Genomic DNA, 16,968 nt, shown 5'->3' with positions numbered 1-16,968 from the left:
TTTTCCGACCCTGAAATGGGTCTTGGCAGTGCCTGTGTGGCGCGGGTTGCCGCTTTAGAAGTCCACGCTCACGCTCAGCGACAAGGTGCGCGGCGCACCCACCACCAGGTAGCCCGAGCCGGGGTAGCCGCCGACTGAGGCCCAGTAGTTGCGGTTGGTCAGGTTGTCGATGCGGGCGCGCAGTGTGACGAGCTTGCCTTGCACTTCCGTCATATAGCGGGCACCCACGTCGAGCCGGTTCCAGCCGGGCACGCGCAGGGTGTTGGTGGCGTTGGCATAACTGGCGCCGGTGTGCACCCAGCGGCCGTCCACTGCCAGGCCCGGCACGCCGGGCACGTCCCATTCCGCCCCCAGGTTGGCTTGCAGCTTGGGCACACCGATGACGCGCTGGCCGTCGGTGGCGGCAGCGCCGGTGGTCTGCTGCTTGGCATCCAGCCAGGTCAGGCCGCCCAGCAGGCGCAGGCCCTTGGTGGCCTCGCCTTGCACGGCCAGCTCGATGCCCTGGTGGCGGTCCTTGCCGCTGGTGCTGAAGAGGTTGGCCGCGTTCAAAAACGCACGCGGCTTGGTGGTGGAGAACAGGGCCACGCTGCCGCCCACGCGGCCGACGTCAAACTTGATGCCCACTTCCTTTTGTTTGGAGACATACGGCGCCAGCATCTCGCCCCGGTTGGTCGCCGTGCTGGGCGCGGTCTGGCCCTGGCTCAGGCCTTCCACATAGTTGGCATACACCGACAGGCCCTTGTTGACCTTGTAGACAGCGGCCAGCAGCGGGCTGGTGCGGCTCTGGTCGTAGCGGTCGGTCTGCAGCGCGGTGCCGTAGTCGTAATTGGCGATCTCCATCTTCTGGTGGCGCAAGCCCACAGTGAACAGCAGGCGGTTGTCCATGAAAGCCATCGTGTCGCCGAGCGCAACGCTGGACAGGCGCGTGCTGCCGGTGCGCAGGGGATTGGCCAGGTCGCCGCCAAACAGGGTGTTGGCGCTGAAGCCCGGTAGGCTGGTGGCTATGGGGTTGTAAAGATTGGTGGCGTGCGTGTTGCGCCAATCCATGGCATAGGCGTTCTTCTTTTCGAAGTCGTAGTGCGACGCCACCGCCACCCATTCATGCCCCACGCTGCCGGTCTGCAGCTTGCCGCGCAGGCCCAGCTCGCCGGTGTTCACGCTGTCCTTGCGGGTGTTGTCAAAGCGGTAGGTGGTGGCGGCGCCGCTGGCGGCGTTGGTCACCGTGAGGTTGGCCAGTGAATTGGCTTCTTCGCCACGGCGCGCGCCCGCCGCAGCCCAGGCCGTGGTGCTGGGCGTCAGGTCCCACTCGCCACGCAGCGTGCCGAACACATCGCGTTCGTTGGAGTAGCTCCAGGGCTGGGCAAAGTTGGTCTGGTTGTCGGGCACGCTCGGCACCGTGGTCACAGCGCTGCCCAGCGTGACGTTGGTGCGGGTGTTCTTGAGCTTGTGGTCCTGCCAGCCGATGTCGCCCGACAGGCGCACATCGCGGCTGCGCCAGTCCAGGCCCACGGCCAGCAGGCCGAGCTGCAAGTCTTCGTGGTCCACCGCCGTACCGCCATTGCGGGCAGCAGCAGTCACGCGGATGCCAGTATTGCCATCCGGGCCGAAGCGGCGGGCAATGTCGGCCGCCACCTGCGTCTGGCCGCCGCTGGCCACGCCAAAGGTCACGCGGTTCAAGGGTTCGTTGGGCGCGCGCTTGGGCAGCAGGTTGATGCTGCCGCCCAGGCCGCCGCCGTTGGGGCTGGCGCCGTTCAAAAAGGCCGATGCACCGCGCAGCACCTCCACACGCTCGAACAGTTCGGTGGCGATGTATTGGCGCGGCAGCAGGCTGTACAGGCCGTTGTAGGCCGTGTCGTCCGAATCGAGGATGAACCCCCGGATGAAGAACGCCTCCTGAAAATTGCCAAAGCCACGTGCAACGCGCACCGTGGGGTCGTTCTGCAGCACATCGCCCACGCTGCGGGCATGGCGGTCCTGGATCAGTTCGTTGGTGTAGCTGGTGATGGAAAACGGCGTGTCCATCGCGTCCTTGGTGCCCAGGATGCCCGCACGGCCCCCACGGGCCACCTGGCCGCCGGGGTAGGCGGGCGACAGGCCTTGCGCCGATGCGTCGGCGCTGGCGTTGACCGTGACGGTGGACAGGGTTTTGCCGTCGGGCTCGGTGCCGCTGGCCGTCGCTTGCGCCCAAGCGGCAGGCGCGCCCAGTGTGAAGAGCAGGGCGGCGGCCAGTGCGGCTGAGGTCAGGGCAGGGCGGCGAGAGGAGTGGGGATTGCGCATGGCGTGCTGAAGGTGCGGGGAATGTTCAGAGTGGCGTGGCGTTGGTGCCCGTTTCGTCGGCATCGGTGTGGGGTTTGTCATGGGCGCGTTGTGCAGTGGCCTTTGGCGTGGTGCGCGGCCAGCAGGTCCAGCCCATCACCGCCACCGGAATGCCCAGACCCACCCACGACCACCAGTCGCCCCAGGTGTCGGACACCAGTGCTGTGATGAGGCCGGTGGTGGTCAGCACACCCATCACGAAGGGCCAGCCCCACAGCGACCAGAAAGGGCTCGCCTTCATGCGCGGCCCTCCGTGCTTGGCAGCGCGCCGCCAGTGCGTGCGGCAGCCGTTGGCGGCAGGCCGGTGTGGCCGTGCACGGTGGCGGCCGCCGTGGTGGTGCTGGTACTGGCGTTGCTGGCGCTGCCCGCCTGCGCACCTTTGCGCAGCCACAGGTACAACCCGCTGCCCAGCACCACGATGGTGGCAATGTCGAGCAGCGCCCAGAGGATCTTCATCGGCATGCCACCGTAGTCGCCAAAGTGCAGCGGCTGCGAAACCAGCAGCGCCGTCAGGTACCACGGCAGCTGGGGCGCTGCAGTGACCTGCGCCGTGCGCGCATCCACCAGCACGGGCTTGAGCAGGCGCGAGGTGAGCGGCTCGTTGCCGCGCAGGAAAAACGTGTTGTGGTGCGGGCTGGAAAACGCCGTGCCCGGGAACGCAATGAACGACAGCTTGGTGCCTGGCGCCTGGGCCTGCGCGGCCTCCAGCGCCTGCTGCAGCGGCCCGCGCTCGGCAGCGGGCACGATGGGCTGGCCTTCGTAGGGCTTGAGCAGCACCGACAACTGGTCGTACTGCCAGTACTTGATGAGCAGGTCGGCCCACGTGTTGATCATGCCCGTGCCACCCACCACGAAGGCCCACACCAGCGTGACGATGCCCAGCAGGTTGTGCAGGTCGAGCCACTTCACCCGCGTGGACCGATCCCGCCGCACCTCACCAAACGCCAGCTTGCGCATGAACGGCGCATACAACACCACGCCGGTGACGATGGCCACCAGCAGCAGCAAGCCCATGAAGCCCAGAAACAGCTTGCCCGGCAGCCCCGCGAACAGGTCCACATGCAGCTTGAACATCACGTACATGAAGCCTTCGTCAAACCGTGGCTGCGCCAGCACCTGGGCCGTGCGGGCATCCACCGCCACAGAGCGGAAGTCATCGGTGGGCGCCGGGGTGGGCGTGAGCGTGACGAACCAGACGTTGTCATCGTCCTCCGCATGCGACGCGAACTGCACCACACGATCCGGGTGCAGCGCTTTTGCCGTGGCCAACACCTGGTCCAGGCTGGCGCGCGGCGTGTTGGCGGGCATCGCAGGCGCCTCCACCTCGGTGCCCAGCAGGTGGCCAATTTCGTGGTGAAAGATCAGCGGCAGGCCGGTGATGCACAGCAGCAGCATGAAGACGGTGCACACCAGGCTGGACCACTTGTGGGTCCAGCTCCAGCGGCGCAGGGCGGTGGGGCTCAGCATGGGATGAGAACTTTGTTGAGCGATTTGCTACCGCAAGGGCTTTGAGTTTCAAAGCGCTGCGCACGCACGCACTGAAGAGCCAGACGCAAAGCGCCGGCCATGCCGGAAGGATCAGAGAGAAAGGAGTGTTTCAAGCCAGGCAACCCGAATGCATCTGATGACGGAGGGAGCTGGCTGCAGCCGAGAGAAAGGGCTTTGGCTTGCGGTAGCCAAATTTTATCCCGTAAATGCGAATGATTCCCGATCAGATGCTGTGATTTTGCGAATTTGACTTTCGCATGGCTACGGCATCCTTAAATTGATAAAAATAAATTGACGAAAATGATAAATTCATCAAAAATTGCGCCACGTCAATCAACAAGGTGATATGCATGAACCGCAACCGCATGACCGTCCGTAGAAAACTGAGTCTGGCCTTCGGCCTGATGGTGACCCTGATCCTGCTGGTGGCTGGGATTGCCATCTATGACATGACAAAGCAGAAGGACCTGTTCCACGACTACGTCACCGGCATCAATGCCCGCGCCCATCTGGCGAAAGACGTGCAGTCGGCTGTCAACCGCCGTGCCATTGCGGCGCGTAACCTGGTGATAGTCACCGCGGAATCAGAACGCGCGGCTGAGAAGCTCGCGGTGAGCAAAGCCCATGCTGATGTTCAGGACCGGTTGGCTCGACTGAAAGAAATGGCGGCGGCAGGCCATGTGCCAGCGCCCATCAAGACGCTTGTGGACGACATCGACAAGATCGAACACGCCTACAGCCCTGTGGCTTTGAAGATCGTGGATCTGGCGCTGAATGGCCAGCGGGATGAGGCCATCACCATGATCAACGAGAAATGCCGCCCTCTGCTGGCCGCGCTGGTCTCCAAGACCAACGAATACCAGGCTGTCACCGACGAGCGATCAGGCCAGCTCGTGCAGCAATCTGAGTCGGACATGGCCACGCAGCGCACCTACTTGGTTGCCCTAGCTTTGGTGGCAGCATTGGTGGCGTTGATCTCCGGCTACCTGATCACACGCAGCCTGTCCCGCGCACTGGGGGCCGAGCCCGATGTGCTCAGCGATGCAGCACGCCGCGTGGCGAACGGTGACTTGTCGAAAATGGATGGGGCCGACAGTGCCATCCAGGGAAGCGTGCTGGCTTCTCTGAGCGCGATGCAGCAGAACCTGGCGGACATCGTTGCCAAGGTGCGCGGTGCTTCGGATTCGATCGCCATGGGCACTTCGGAAATTGCACGTGGAAATATCGACCTGAGCCACCGTACCGAAGAGCAGGCCAGCGCCCTGCAGCAGACGGCCGCCACCATGGAGCAGTTCAGCACCACGGTCCTTAACAACGCAGAGAACGCCAAGGTGGCAGACCAGTTGGCCATGAACGCAACCACCGTGGCCACCCAGGGCGGCAAAGTGGTATCGCAGGTAGTGGACACCATGCGGGGTATCAACGACAGCTCACGCAGGATTTCCGACATCATCGGCGTGATTGACGGCATTGCCTTTCAAACGAACATCCTGGCGCTGAACGCTGCTGTTGAGGCCGCGCGAGCGGGTGAACAAGGGCGCGGGTTTGCCGTGGTGGCCACTGAGGTGCGCAACCTTGCGCAGCGCAGTGCCACGGCCGCCAAGGAGATCAAGGCATTGATCAGCGAAAGCGTGGAAAAGGTGGTTGCCGGTACCCAGCTGGTGGATCAGGCGGGCCAGACCATGGACGAGGTGGTGGGCGCCATCCAGCGTGTGACGGAGGTTGTGGGGCAGATCAGCGCTGCCATCTCTGAGCAGAGCTCCGGCGTGTCTCAGATCGGCCAAGCTGTGAATCAGATGGATCAGGTCACACAGCAGAACGCAGCGCTCGTTGAAGAAAGCGCGGCGGCCGCCCAGAGTCTGGACATGCAGGCCCAGCAGCTGACGCGGGCGGTGCAAATCTTCAAGCTCGAAGAGCGGTCGGGCACTGCCTCGGTCAGCCACGAGCGGCGGCCCAGTCTTGGCTATGCAGCCTGACCCGCTGCGCCCGTACTGGCCCAATCCGCCTCCAAGGCCCGAAAGTCGGCAATGACTGAAGAGTCCCCACGCCTCATCCAAGAGCTCTTCGCGCGGCAGTTTGACTATTTGCCGAAGGTGGAAAGCCCTGAGCAGCGCAAAGGCCCGCTGGGCATCGTGAACCTGTTTGCATTGGCATCCCACATGCTGACGGCCATGTCCGGCACACTGGCCATCGTTTCTGTAGACAGGTTCGGCGCGAACCGAGCGGGGTGCGATGCCGGTCTTAACGATCAGGTCCATCGACTGGTGGATCTCTCGGTGCAGACGTCCGCGTCATTGACACGGTTTATCGGCGTTGTGATGGTGGCGTTGCAAAGCGAACAAATCACAAGCCCAAGCGCTGCCGAAAGGGAGAGCATCCAGGAGGTGATGACCACCGGATACATCTACATCGAGTCTTTGAATGCAGTGTCGCTGGAAACAACCAACATGGCGCGCTGGCGCGGTGTGTGGGGACGCAACGTCGGTCGCCCCCTCCGGGCTGCGCAGTCGACGCAAACCAATGACCCGGAAGGCGACAAGGCCGGGCAATCGGTACGCACCCTGACTGCGCAGATCATGGAGCTGGGTCTGAGGGCCGAGCTCTATGACGGAACCTGGAGCATGAACTGAACGCCATCGACCCAATTGCACGCTTCGCTCAGTGCGTCCGTGCGATGCTGTTAACGCGACTTTAGATAGCGGTTAAAGACCTTTGGTTGGGCGTCAGCAGCGTCTTTGGTCCGGCTGTGGCAAGTTGCGGCGACCGGTCGATTGACTGAGACGCGTGCGCTTTTTTCCCTTGTCAGAAGTGCGAGCGCAGTGTGACCTGCACCGCACGCGGCGAGCCGGGCAGGATCAGGTTGTCGTTGCTGCCGTGGGCCGACACGTAGTACTTGCGGTTGGCCAGGTTCTTGATGTTCACGTCCACATCCCACTGGCCCAGCGTGTATTGCAGGGCGGCGTCCAGCGTGGTGTAACCGGGCAGGGTGACCAGGTTGGTCAGCGAGGTGAAGCGGGCGCCCACGTAGTTCACGCCGCCACCCACGCGCAGGCCGTGGCCCAGGTCCTTCATGGCCCACAGGAAGGCGGAATTGCGGGGCGTGAGCGCAGGCACCTTGCCCTGGGCGGCAATGGCGGTGGTGGGCAACTGGGTGGAGGTGGTGGTGGCCAGTGATTTCGTCATGCGGCCATCCAGCCAGGCGTAGCCGGCGCTTACATCCCAGCGGCCAGGCAGGCGGCCGTTGGCGGTCAGCTCCAGGCCGTTGGTGCGTTGCGTGCCCACGTTGATCTGGCGCGAGGGGTTGGTGGGGTCGGTGTTCTTGATGTTGGTGCGCTCCAGGTTGAAGAGCGCGCCGGTCACGTTCATGCGGCCATCGAGCAGGTCGAGCTTCATGCCGATTTCCTTGTTCTGCGTGATCTCGGGTTCGTTGGCGGTGTTGTTGGCGGCCAGCGCAAAAGTCTCTGCCGAAGGCTGGAACGACTTGCTGTACGACACGTAGTACGACACCGCGTCGCTGGGTTGCCAGACCAGGCCTGCGCGGGGGCTGAACTTCTTGTCGGTGCGCGACAACGCGGAGAGCTTGCGATCAAACTCGGTCTGCTGCTTGAACACGTCGTAGCGCGCACCCACCAGCGCCTTCCACTCCGGGGCCAGTGTGATCTGGTTTTGCCAGTACAGCGCCGCTGTGTCTTGGGTGGTGTGGCTGGGGATGGCGCTGTCGGCGGTGTAGCTGGCGGCAGGTATCACCGGCGCGGCTACGCCGGCGGGGTTGAAGATGGAGACACGGTCTGCTCCCCCCGACACGGACTCCGCGCGCTTATTCTGCTGGCCCAGTTCCATGCCCATCAGCCACTCCTGCTTCAGGCCCCCGAACTGGTTGCGCCAGGTCACGTCGGTCTGGTTGAACATGCCGCTTTCGTCGCGCAGGATGAACGAGCGTGTGCGGCCCACGGTCAGGTTCACCGGGTTGGTGGTGCCGCCGGGCAGGGTGTTGTAGCGGTCCAGCGTGTAGTCGTATGCGCGTGTCACATTGCGCACCGACCAGTCGTCGTTGAAGCGGTGGCTGAGAGTGGCCGCCAGCGATTGCATGGTGCTGGTGGTGGTGTCGTCTTGCGCGGCGTTGCTGGAGCCGTAGTAGGTGCTGGCGGGCACATTCACTGGACGGCCGTTGAGTGCGGGAATGCCGAAGTCCGTCAGGCGCTTGTCGCGGGCGTTGGTGTACTGCAGCAGCAGGTCGGTCTGCGCGGCGAGCTTGAGCGCGAGCGACGGCGCGAAGTTGTGGCGCTTGACGAACTGCTGGTCGCGGTAGCTGCCCGAGTCTTCGACGGCGGCGTTGATGCGGAAGGCCGCGGTGTCGCTGATGCCTACATTCACATCGGCCGTGGCGCGGCGAAAGGCGTAGCTGCCCAGGCCCAGAGAAGCCTCCCCCGAGGTCTCGCCAAACTTGGGTTTCTTGGTCACGCGGTTGATCAGGCCGCCCGAGGAGCCGCGCCCGTACAGCACGGCGGCGGGGCCCTTGAGCACCTCCACGCGCTCGATGTCGGCCAGGTCGCGGAAGTACAGCGCATCGTCGCGCACCCCATCCACAAACTGGTCGGCGATGGCGGTGAAGCCACGGATCACCACCTGGTCACGCTGGCCGTCGCCGTGGCTCATTGCCACGCCGGGTACGTTGCGCAGCACGTCTTCCATCGACCGCGCACCCTGGTCGCGCATGAGCTGCTCGGGCACCACGTTCACGGCTTGGGGCACATCGCGCAGCGGCGCGCTGCCCTTGGTGGCCGAGGAGCTGACGGCGGGCGAATAGCCGTCATCGCCACTGGTGGATTGGACGGTGACTTCGCCCAGCGTCTGGGTGGGCGCAGCGGGTGGTGTGGCCTGCGCCAGCGCAGTGCCGCAGAACGCGGCCAGGACGGCGGCGGCCAGCGGGTGCAGGGCCTGGGGGTGGCGAAAGGGGCGGCGGAAAGGTGCGTGCATGGTTTGTCCTTGGTGTGTGCGCAACGCGGTTGAAAACGGCTCCGCAGGCACCAGGCCTGGCGCGGGCCCATGGGGCCGGTGGCTGGGAGGGGCGCAGAGAGCGGGATGAAAAAATGCAAGGGTGAGAGGCGGATCAGAAAGTGCGACGAGCCAGCGGGGCCGTCGCATCCTTTCCGCTCACCGCCCCCCGGCCCAGGCGGCGAGGCCTGCCAGCAGGGCCAACCTCGCCAGCAGCGGTGTGCGCCGGGGCTGCCAGGTCACAGTGGCTGTCACGGCCACGGCAGCTGCTGACAGGGCCACGGCCCATGCGGTCACGCCGAGCGAGACAGGCACGCCATCGGCCGGGTGTGCGGCCAGCCACAGCGACAGCAGCAGCAACAGCCAACCCGCGCGGCGCAGTTGTTGCAGGCGGTGGGCTGCACCTTCGCGGCCTGTGGCGTCTTCATGGTGGCGGTCCATGCCCAGCGCCATCGCCGACCAAGCCGCAAAACACAGCAGAAATGCGGACATGGTGTTCAAGCCCCCGACGTTGAAACAGACACATCGGTGGCCGCAGGCAATGCGGCCGCCGGGGCAGTGCGCGGTGTTTTGGCCTCAGCGGCTTTGCCCTTGGGGGCACGGCCCGGGCGCAGCCGCCACGACAGCCAGCCCAGCACCAGCCCGGTGGTCAGGAACGCCAGGTCCATGCTGGCCCACACCCATTCGCCCGCCGGCAGCGTGACGCCCAGGTGGGTGTGGGTGGTCAGGGCGTTGATGACAGGCAGCAGCCCCCACACCAGCCCCGCGGCGCCCAGCGGCACCGACCAGCCCATGCGGCTGGGCCGCACCACGGCGCAGGCCAGCGCCCACAGCAGGGCCAGGCCCCAGGCGCTGAAGAACCAGGCCAGTTCCACATCGGCCCGGCCCTCAGCGTTCAGCGGGATCAGGCGGTTGGAGGCGATGTACACGCCGCAGGCCAGCGGCAGGCCTGCCAGCGTGGCAATGTTGATGGCTGCCACCAGGCGCTCGCCAAACGGCGCCTTGGTGGGTGCGACGCCCGCCCTGTTGTCTTTACTGGCGGCGATCCCTGTGCGGCTGGCCTGCGTCTGCGACTTGGCGCTGCGCTTGACCGACCACAGCACCATGCCGGTGGCGATCATCAGGCTGCCCAACACGCCAAAGCCAAACAGCGCGCAGCGCAGGCCGATGTCGGCAAACCGCGCCATGTGCAGGCCATACAGCACGCCATAGGTCTTGACGGCGGGGCCGGTGGCATCGGCCTGGTCCAGCCACTGGCCGGTGGTGGCGTCAAACAGCAGGCGCGGTGGTCGGTATTGCAGGCGGTCGCCTTCGTGGCGCGTCACCTCGACCACGGCGCGGCCCTTGGCGTCGCGGCGCGCCTGCAGGCTGCCGATGCGCCCGCCGTCCCAGCGGGTGCGCGCTTCGGTCAGGATCGACGGCAGTGCAATAGCGGGCAGGGGCTCTACCTTGTCGCCCGGTCTGCGCCGGGGGCGGCTTTCGGCTTTCTCGCCCTGCAGGTCGGCAAAGTACGTGTTGGAGTCCACGCCGTTCTCGCCCTTGTAAGCGGTGGCAATGCCTGCAGGCATGTAGAGCGTGTGGAAGATCATCAGTCCGCTGAAGGTGATCATCAGGTAGAACGGCAGCACCAGTACACCGCTGACGTTGTGTGCGTCCAGCCAGGCGCGCTGGCCGCCCTTGGTGGGGCGGAAGGTGAAGAAGTCCTTGAAAATGCGGCGGTGCGTGATCACCCCCGAGATCAGCGCAACAAACATCAGCATGGTGGCTACGCCCACCACCCAGCGGCCTTCGAGGGTCCAGCGCCCCTTCTGCGCGGTGCGCAGCTCGAAGTGGAAGCGGTAGAAGAAGTCGCCGCCCATGGTCTGGCGCGCGTCGATGGCCTCGCCGGTCTGCGGGTTCATGCGCAGCGTTTCGAAGCGGCCATTGCCCGTGTCGCGCCACAGGATGTTGACGGCAGGGTCGCGGTCGTCGGGCAGGTGCATGATCCACTGCGTGACGTTGGGCACCCGGCGCACCAGCGCGTCCAGGGCTTTTTGCGCTACCTGCGGATCGGTGGCATCCACCGGCTGCAGTCCATGCATCTCGGGGCGCATCCACAAGTTGAACTCGTTCTTGAAGAACGACAGCGTGCCGGTAAGGAAGATTGCAAATAGCAGCCAGCCCAGGATCAATCCGGCCCAGGTGTGCAGCCAAGCCATGGCCTGGCGGAATCCTTCGCGGTCGCTGGGCGCCTTGGGCTTCTTGGTTGAGCGTGCTGCTTCAGACGCAGTGCTGGCCACGGTGGCTGCAGGGGCACGTTCTGCCGGGGGACGGGAGGGGAGTGTGCTGCTGGTCATGCCGCTGCCTTCATCCAATGCGGTGCCGTGGCGCAGGCGCCCAGCACCAGTGCGGGCAGCAGCGTGCCACCCCAGGCGCCCCAGGCGGTGCGTGTGTAAAAAGCCCAGCCAGCGGCGGTGGCATACACCACCCACGAGAGCATGGTGGCCGTGAGCACAGCCTCCACGCGGGGCATGCATTGCGCTAGCAGGAGCGACAGCGCCGCCGAGAAGCCTGCCGCCAGTGCGTAGCCGCCCCCTATCGCCGCCACGGCGCGGGAGGTGATGGCCAGCCGGTAGCGTCCATTGACGCGGGTGGCCTTCATGGCAGGGCCCGGGGAGACCCGGGGGTGTATGTGGGCAAGGGCCCCGCAAGGCAGGGGCGGGTCGTACGGTGCGGCATCAGCAGAGAGCTCCAGACAGGTGTGTGGGTACAAAACGCACAAACGCTGGCTGCAACGGGCGGCTGGAGCCGGGCTGACTGGCTTGCTGGCGGGCTCGGGAATCAGGGTGTCACTGAACCCGGCCGCCGGTGGTAGGCTGACATTCTACTTTTGTTGAGAAGCATTCGCATTTGTGTTGCGGGAATTTTCTTCCGTTGATGTGCACTTGCAACAACCCGTGATCGCAGGGGGCATTGCTATCCGGGAGAAATATTTCCCAAGCTGCAGCGCGCAGGCACAAAAAAACGGGCCGAAGCCCGTTTTGATTTTTCTGCCCGCTTTCGTGGACCGATCTGGCGATCCGTGGCCTTACTCCACATCGCCCATCTGCGACTGCAGGTAGTTCTGCAGGCCCACCTTGCCCATCAGATCGATCTGGGTCTCGAGGAAGTCGATGTGCTCCTCGGTGTCGTCCAGGATCTTTTGCAGCAGGTCGCGCGATACATAGTCACGCACGCTTTCGCAGTGGGCAATCCCATCCTTGATGGTGGCTTGGGCACCTTGTTCGGCGCGCAGGTCGCAGGCCAGGATCTCTGGCACGTCTTCGCCGACCTGGATCTTGGCCAGGTCCTGCAGGTTGGGCAGGCCGTCCAGCGTGAAGATGCGGTCCATGAGCCAGTCGGCATGCTTCATCTCGCCGATGGATTCCGAATACTCCTTCTTCGCCAGCTTGTCGAAGCCCCAGTGCTTGAGCATGCGGTAGTGCAGGAAGTACTGGTTGATGGCGGTGAGTTCGTTCTTGAGCTGGGCCTGCAGATGGCCAATGACCTGTGCGTCACCTTTCATGGGGACTCCTTGTAATGTGTGGATTCGGCGCTGATTGTCGTGACCCGCATCCAGCAGCGCAAGGCAAGCCCCTGCTGTGGCGCGCGGGCTGCGTGTGATGCTGAGAGGCGTTCGCGTTCACATCCTGTGTGCCCCGTGGCGCCCCAGGGCTGTTACCGAGAGGTCGTACAGTGCGTTGTATAGTAATTGGCAATTGATTCGATGTAATCAATTAATTGGATTGATGGCTTGGAAATGCCTAAACTTCAGTCCTGTTCAGTCAACCAACCACAAAGGAAACAGCAATGTCCCTGATCAATACGCAAGTTCAGCCCTTCAAGACCACCGCTTTTGTCAACCGTGCCGGCAAGGGTGAATTCATCGAAGTGACCGAGCAGTCCCTCAAGGGCAAGTGGTCCGTGCTGATCTTCATGCCTGCAGCCTTCACCTTCAACTGCCCCACCGAAATCGAAGACGCTGCCGACAACTACGCTGAATTCCAAAAGGCCGGTGCCGAGGTTTACATCGTGACCACCGACACCCACTTCTCGCACAAGGTGTGGCACGAAACCTCCGACGCCGTGGGCAAGGCCAAGTTCCCCCTGGTCGGCGACCCAACGCACCAGCTGACCAACGCTTTCGGCGTGCACATTCCTGAAGAAGGTCTGGCACTGCGTGGCACGTTCGTGATCAACCCCGATGGCGTGATCAAGACCATGGAGATTCACTCCAACGAAATCGCCCGTGACGTGTCGGAAACCCTGCGCAAGCTCAAGGCTGCCCAGTTCACCGCCGCCAACCCTGGCCAAGTCTGCCCCGCCAAGTGGAAGGAAGGCGCCAAGACGCTGACGCCTTCGCTGGACCTGGTTGGCAAGATCTAATCCACGGCTCCTCCAAAGCCGGACAGCGTCATGGCGCCATCGCGCCATGCCGTCCGGCTTTTTTACGCCCGGACGTTGACAAGCAGGCTTGAACTGCAGCCTTTTTGGCGTCACCCTCCCAGACACCACAACTCGAATTTCAAAGGACACCACCATGCTCGACGAACAACTCAAGACCCAACTCGCCGCCTATCTCGAGCGCGTGCAGCAGCCGTTTGAGCTGGTGGCTTCCCTGGACGACAGCGAGACGGCGCGCGACATGCGTGAGCTGCTGACGACCATCCAATCCCTGCGCAGCGACAAGATCACCCTGCGCACCGACGGAAACGATGCACGCAAGCCATCCTTCAGCCTGCAGCGCGTGGGCGCCACCAACAGCCTGCGCTTTGCCGGCCTGCCCTTGGGCCATGAATTCACCTCGCTGGTGCTGGCACTGTTGTGGACGGGCGGCCACCCACCCAAGGTCGAGCAGGATGTGATCGACTCCATCAAGGCGCTGGATGGAGACTTCAACTTCGAGGTCTACATGAGCCTGACCTGCCACAACTGCCCGGACGTGGTGCAGGCGTTGTCGCTCATGGCCATCGTCAACCCCAAGGTCAAGACCACCGTGATCGAAGGCGGCGCCTTCCAGCAGGAAGTGAACGACCGCGAAATCATGGCCGTGCCCATGGTGTTCCTGAACGGCCAGGTGTTCGGCTCGGGCCGCATGACCATCGAAGAGATCGTCGCCAAGCTCGACACCGGCTCTGCCGCCCGCGAAGCCGCCAAGCTCAGCGCCAAGGATCCGTATGACGTGCTGATCGTCGGCGGTGGCCCCGCTGGCGCGGCAGCCGCCGTGTATGCCGCCCGCAAGGGCATCCGCACCGGTGTGGCGGCCGAGCGTTTTGGCGGCCAGGTCAATGACACGCTGGCGATTGAAAACTACATCTCGGTGCTCGAAACCGACGGCCCCAAGTTTGCCGCCGCACTCGAAGCCCACACCCGCGCCTATGGTGTGGACATCATGAACCTGCAGCGCGCCGACAAGCTCATCCCCGCCGCGCAGTCCGGTGGTTTGATCGAAGTGCAGCTGGCCAACGGCGGCTCGCTCAAGGCCAAGACGGTGATCCTGTCCACCGGCGCCCGCTGGCGCAACGTGAACGTGCCCGGCGAAGCCGAGTACAAGAACAAGGGCGTGGCCTACTGCCCGCACTGCGATGGCCCGCTGTTCAAGGGCAAGCGCGTGTCGGTGATCGGCGGCGGCAACAGTGGTGTCGAAGCCGCGATTGACCTTGCTGGCGTGGTGGCCCACGTCACGCTCATCGAGTTTGCCGACCAGCTCAAGGCCGACGCCGTACTGGTCAACAAGCTCAAGAGCCTGCCCAACGTGACCATCCACACCAATGCGCAGACGACCGAAATCACCGGTGCCGATGGCAAGGTCAATGGCCTTAAGTACAAGGACCGCGCGACCAACGTGGAGCACACCGTGGCGCTGGAGGGCGTGTTCGTGCAAATCGGCCTGGTGCCCAATACCGAATGGCTCAAGGGTACGGTGGAGCTGTCGCGCTTTGGCGAAATCATTGTCGATTCGCACGGTCGCACCAACATCCCCGGCGTGTTTGCGGCGGGCGATTGCACCACCGTGCCTTTCAAGCAGATCGTGATTGCAGCGGGCGATGGCTCCAAGGCAGCGCTGAGCGCCTTTGACCACCTGATCCGCATGCCCGTGGTGGCCGAAGGGGCCAAGGCGCAGGCAGCGCAGCCCGAGGCCGTTGCTGCTTGATGTCGTGCAGGGGATGGGGGCGGATGCTGCCCTCGTCCCTGCAGGCAGGGCGGCCCGCAGCGTGAATCCAGCTGCGGATTCAGGCCTGGGCCTTTTGCCACTCAACCACGCAAAGTCCTTCAACCCGGTCTGGGCGATCCGTTGTTTTTGTAGGGGTTCTACAAACCTCCCTAGAATCCGGCTGCCCATGCGCCGCTTGCTGTTGCTCTTCCTGTTGGTGTTCATGCCGTTCCAGGCCATCTGGGCGGCTGCTTCGCCTTATTGCGGGCATGAAACGGCGCCGCAAGCCTCGCACTTTGGCCACCATGCGCACGATCATGTGGCCGATGAATCCCCTGTCCATCCAGCCAAGACATCCAGTGCCACCCCGGCGGACATGGACTGTCACGCCTGCCATGGCGCGGGCAGCGGTCTCGCGCACAGTCCCGGTGACCATGCCATCGTGGTGACTGCAGCACGCCCGCTGGCCCAGGCGGCACCAGCTTGGCCTCCAGCCCCCCTTTCACGCCCCGAACGCCCCAACTGGCCCGTCCTCGCCTGAGCGGCGAGGCGGGGGCTCTGGGCTGTCCCGTTTCCATTTTGTTGATGGTGTTGAAGAGCTGCCTTTTGAGGCAGCGGCGACGCGCGCGCTGACGCCTGCGTGTGCTGCTGATCGGCTCTTCCTCCCATCGCGTCTCGCCGATTTCAACCTGTGGCCCCGGCCACTGCAGAGGAATCGGATGCAACCAACGAAACAACGACAACACACGTCCATTGCCGCGCTGGCGGTGATGGCACTGGGCTGGGCACTGCTGGGCAGTGCCGCACAGGCCCAGACCGCACACCCCGGCACAGCGCCGCTCACGCTCCAGGCCCTGTTCGACCAGGCCTGGCAGCGCCAGCCCGAAGCGCAGTCTGCAGCTTTGCGGCGCGAGGCTGCGCATGCCACACGCAGCGCCGCAGCGGCCTGGACGGCCGAGCCCATCGCGCTGGAGCTGTCCACCAAAACCGACCGCCCTGGCAGCAACCAGGGCAGCCGCGAAGCCGAAGTGGGTCTGGCCCTGCCGCTGTGGTTGCCGGGCGAGCGCGCCCGCAAGGCCGCGCTGGCCGACGCCGAAACGCAGGCTTTGGACAGCCGCCAGCGCGCCGCGCAGCTGCAACTGGCCGCCACCGTGCGCGAAGCGTGGTGGGCCGCGCAGCGTGCGCAGGCCGATCAGGCACTGGCGCAAGACCGGCTGCTGAACGCCCAGCGCCTGGCCGCCGACGTGGCGCGCCGCGTGCGTGCAGGCGACCTGTCGCGTGCCGACCAGGCCCAGGCCGACGGCGCCGTGGCCCAGGCCGAAGCCGCCATGGCCGAGGCCCAGGGCGCGCGGGACTCAGCGCAGGTCGCACTGGCCGCCTGGGGCGTGCAGGCCGCGCCCACCCTGGCGCTGGCGGACGGGGCAGAGTCCGAGCCCCCCGTGCCAGACCCCACGGCCGCCGCTGCCCAGCACCCAGCGGCGGCCGACTGGCAGGACCAGGCCGAGGTGGCCCGCCGCGCTGCCGACCTGGCTGCCGTGCAAACCCGCGCCAACCCCGAGCTGACCGTGGCCGCCACGCGCGGCCGCGAGCAGGCGGGCGATCGCTACCAGCAGACATTCACCGTGGGCCTGCGCATACCCCTGGGCGGGGGCGACCGTGCGCAGGCAAAGCAGGCTACAGCACGCGCCGATGCCATCGATGCCGAGGCGCGTGCTGCCGTGGAGCAGAGGCGCCTGGCCGCCGACATTGCCACTGCCGTGGCCCGCGTGAAGGCCACGCAGGCCCAGCGCGATGCGCTGGCACGGCACGCGGCGCTGGCGCAGGGCACACGCGGCTTTATCGACAAGGCCTTCCGCCTGGGCGAAGCCGACGGCCCCACACGCCTGCGTGTGGAGCTGGAGGCCGCCCAGGCCGAACGTCAGCTGGCCCGCGCCCGCATCGACGCGGCGGCCGCCATCTCCCACCTGCGCCAAGCCCTGGGCCTGCTGCCGCAATGA

Annotated in this window: 14 protein-coding genes; 6 read left to right on the top strand and 8 right to left on the bottom strand. The window is 65.0% G+C overall.

Annotation, left to right across the window (positions count from 1 at the left end; genetic code table 11):
- Positions 1 to 54 precede the first annotated feature (54 nt).
- The 3 genes from ACTJKQ_RS01480 to ACTJKQ_RS01470 are packed head-to-tail and all read right to left on the bottom strand — an operon-like array spanning position 55 to position 3,783.
- On the bottom strand, positions 55 to 2,277 hold the full coding sequence (locus ACTJKQ_RS01480) for a TonB-dependent receptor (RefSeq protein WP_440595774.1): 2,223 nt from the start codon (positions 2,275 to 2,277) through the stop codon (positions 55 to 57).
- Positions 2,278 to 2,302: 25 nt separating this feature from the next.
- Positions 2,303 to 2,557, bottom strand: a complete 255-nt coding sequence (locus tag ACTJKQ_RS01475; RefSeq protein ID WP_440595773.1) for a hypothetical protein — start codon at positions 2,555 to 2,557, stop codon at positions 2,303 to 2,305.
- The gene (locus tag ACTJKQ_RS01470; RefSeq protein ID WP_440595772.1) at positions 2,554 to 3,783 is read right to left on the bottom strand and encodes a PepSY-associated TM helix domain-containing protein; all 1,230 of its coding nucleotides are present in this window, start codon (positions 3,781 to 3,783) and stop codon (positions 2,554 to 2,556) included. The genes ACTJKQ_RS01475 and ACTJKQ_RS01470 overlap by 4 nt, the downstream gene beginning before the upstream one ends.
- A gap of 371 nt (positions 3,784 to 4,154) precedes the next feature.
- On the opposite strand from ACTJKQ_RS01470, the gene ACTJKQ_RS01465 reads away from it, so the two are divergent.
- Positions 4,155 to 5,780 carry a methyl-accepting chemotaxis protein gene (locus ACTJKQ_RS01465; RefSeq protein WP_440595771.1) on the top strand — a complete coding sequence of 542 codons (1,626 nt, stop codon included), beginning with the start codon at positions 4,155 to 4,157 and terminating at the stop codon, positions 5,778 to 5,780.
- A gap of 51 nt (positions 5,781 to 5,831) precedes the next feature.
- Positions 5,832 to 6,434: a hypothetical protein gene (locus ACTJKQ_RS01460; RefSeq protein ID WP_440595770.1), complete on the top strand. Its 603-nt coding sequence runs from the start codon at positions 5,832 to 5,834 to the stop codon at positions 6,432 to 6,434.
- A gap of 172 nt (positions 6,435 to 6,606) precedes the next feature.
- On the opposite strand, the gene ACTJKQ_RS01455 is transcribed toward ACTJKQ_RS01460, so the two are convergent.
- From ACTJKQ_RS01455 to bfr, 5 genes are all read right to left on the bottom strand, one after another.
- Positions 6,607 to 8,781 carry a TonB-dependent receptor gene (locus ACTJKQ_RS01455; protein ID WP_440595769.1) on the bottom strand — a complete coding sequence of 725 codons (2,175 nt, stop codon included), beginning with the start codon at positions 8,779 to 8,781 and terminating at the stop codon, positions 6,607 to 6,609.
- Between the two features lie 177 nt (positions 8,782 to 8,958).
- Positions 8,959 to 9,291, bottom strand: a complete 333-nt coding sequence (locus ACTJKQ_RS01450; protein WP_440595768.1) for a DUF3325 domain-containing protein — start codon at positions 9,289 to 9,291, stop codon at positions 8,959 to 8,961.
- Between the two features lie 5 nt (positions 9,292 to 9,296).
- Positions 9,297 to 11,135 carry a PepSY-associated TM helix domain-containing protein gene (locus ACTJKQ_RS01445; protein WP_440595767.1) on the bottom strand — a complete coding sequence of 613 codons (1,839 nt, stop codon included), beginning with the start codon at positions 11,133 to 11,135 and terminating at the stop codon, positions 9,297 to 9,299.
- On the bottom strand, positions 11,132 to 11,440 hold the full coding sequence (locus ACTJKQ_RS01440) for a hypothetical protein (protein ID WP_056061811.1): 309 nt from the start codon (positions 11,438 to 11,440) through the stop codon (positions 11,132 to 11,134). The genes ACTJKQ_RS01445 and ACTJKQ_RS01440 overlap by 4 nt, the downstream gene beginning before the upstream one ends.
- A 426-nt stretch (positions 11,441 to 11,866) precedes the next feature.
- Positions 11,867 to 12,343, bottom strand: a complete 477-nt coding sequence (gene bfr / locus ACTJKQ_RS01435; RefSeq protein ID WP_440595766.1) for a bacterioferritin — start codon at positions 12,341 to 12,343, stop codon at positions 11,867 to 11,869.
- A gap of 284 nt (positions 12,344 to 12,627) precedes the next feature.
- Between bfr and ahpC the strand changes: the two genes are divergently transcribed.
- From ahpC to ACTJKQ_RS01415, 4 genes are all read left to right on the top strand, one after another.
- Positions 12,628 to 13,203: an alkyl hydroperoxide reductase subunit C gene (gene ahpC, locus ACTJKQ_RS01430; protein ID WP_121943337.1), complete on the top strand. Its 576-nt coding sequence runs from the start codon at positions 12,628 to 12,630 to the stop codon at positions 13,201 to 13,203.
- A 154-nt stretch (positions 13,204 to 13,357) separates the two neighbouring features.
- Complete coding sequence (ahpF, locus tag ACTJKQ_RS01425; protein WP_440595765.1) at positions 13,358 to 14,971, top strand: alkyl hydroperoxide reductase subunit F; 1,614 nt, start codon at positions 13,358 to 13,360, stop codon at positions 14,969 to 14,971.
- Positions 14,972 to 15,158: 187 nt separating this feature from the next.
- Complete coding sequence (locus ACTJKQ_RS01420) at positions 15,159 to 15,512, top strand: hypothetical protein (protein WP_440595764.1); 354 nt, start codon at positions 15,159 to 15,161, stop codon at positions 15,510 to 15,512.
- 178 nt (positions 15,513 to 15,690) lie between these two features.
- On the top strand, positions 15,691 to 16,968 hold the full coding sequence (locus tag ACTJKQ_RS01415) for a TolC family protein (RefSeq protein WP_440595763.1): 1,278 nt from the start codon (positions 15,691 to 15,693) through the stop codon (positions 16,966 to 16,968).

The sequence above is a fragment of the Acidovorax sp. 22279 genome (assembly GCF_052045435.1).
Taxonomy (GTDB): domain Bacteria; phylum Pseudomonadota; class Gammaproteobacteria; order Burkholderiales; family Burkholderiaceae_C; genus Acidovorax; species Acidovorax delafieldii.
The sequence above is the reverse complement of the archived record's forward strand: the minus strand, read 5'-3'. Positions and strand labels throughout refer to the sequence as shown.

Coding starts and splice junctions, on each gene's coding strand:
- ACTJKQ_RS01455 (WP_440595769.1), bottom strand. CDS start 8,781: ATGCACGCACCTTTCCGCCGCCCCTTTCGCCACCCCCAGGCCCTGCAC.
- ahpC (WP_121943337.1), top strand. CDS start 12,628: ATGTCCCTGATCAATACGCAAGTTCAGCCCTTCAAGACCACCGCTTTT.
- ACTJKQ_RS01480 (WP_440595774.1), bottom strand. CDS start 2,277: ATGCGCAATCCCCACTCCTCTCGCCGCCCTGCCCTGACCTCAGCCGCA.
- ACTJKQ_RS01465 (WP_440595771.1), top strand. CDS start 4,155: ATGAACCGCAACCGCATGACCGTCCGTAGAAAACTGAGTCTGGCCTTC.
- bfr (WP_440595766.1), bottom strand. CDS start 12,343: ATGAAAGGTGACGCACAGGTCATTGGCCATCTGCAGGCCCAGCTCAAG.
- ACTJKQ_RS01420 (WP_440595764.1), top strand. CDS start 15,159: ATGCGCCGCTTGCTGTTGCTCTTCCTGTTGGTGTTCATGCCGTTCCAG.
- ACTJKQ_RS01470 (WP_440595772.1), bottom strand. CDS start 3,783: ATGCTGAGCCCCACCGCCCTGCGCCGCTGGAGCTGGACCCACAAGTGG.
- ACTJKQ_RS01460 (WP_440595770.1), top strand. CDS start 5,832: ATGACTGAAGAGTCCCCACGCCTCATCCAAGAGCTCTTCGCGCGGCAG.
- ahpF (WP_440595765.1), top strand. CDS start 13,358: ATGCTCGACGAACAACTCAAGACCCAACTCGCCGCCTATCTCGAGCGC.
- ACTJKQ_RS01475 (WP_440595773.1), bottom strand. CDS start 2,557: ATGAAGGCGAGCCCTTTCTGGTCGCTGTGGGGCTGGCCCTTCGTGATG.
- ACTJKQ_RS01415 (WP_440595763.1), top strand. CDS start 15,691: ATGCAACCAACGAAACAACGACAACACACGTCCATTGCCGCGCTGGCG.
- ACTJKQ_RS01445 (WP_440595767.1), bottom strand. CDS start 11,135: ATGACCAGCAGCACACTCCCCTCCCGTCCCCCGGCAGAACGTGCCCCT.
- ACTJKQ_RS01440 (WP_056061811.1), bottom strand. CDS start 11,440: ATGAAGGCCACCCGCGTCAATGGACGCTACCGGCTGGCCATCACCTCC.
- ACTJKQ_RS01450 (WP_440595768.1), bottom strand. CDS start 9,291: ATGTCCGCATTTCTGCTGTGTTTTGCGGCTTGGTCGGCGATGGCGCTG.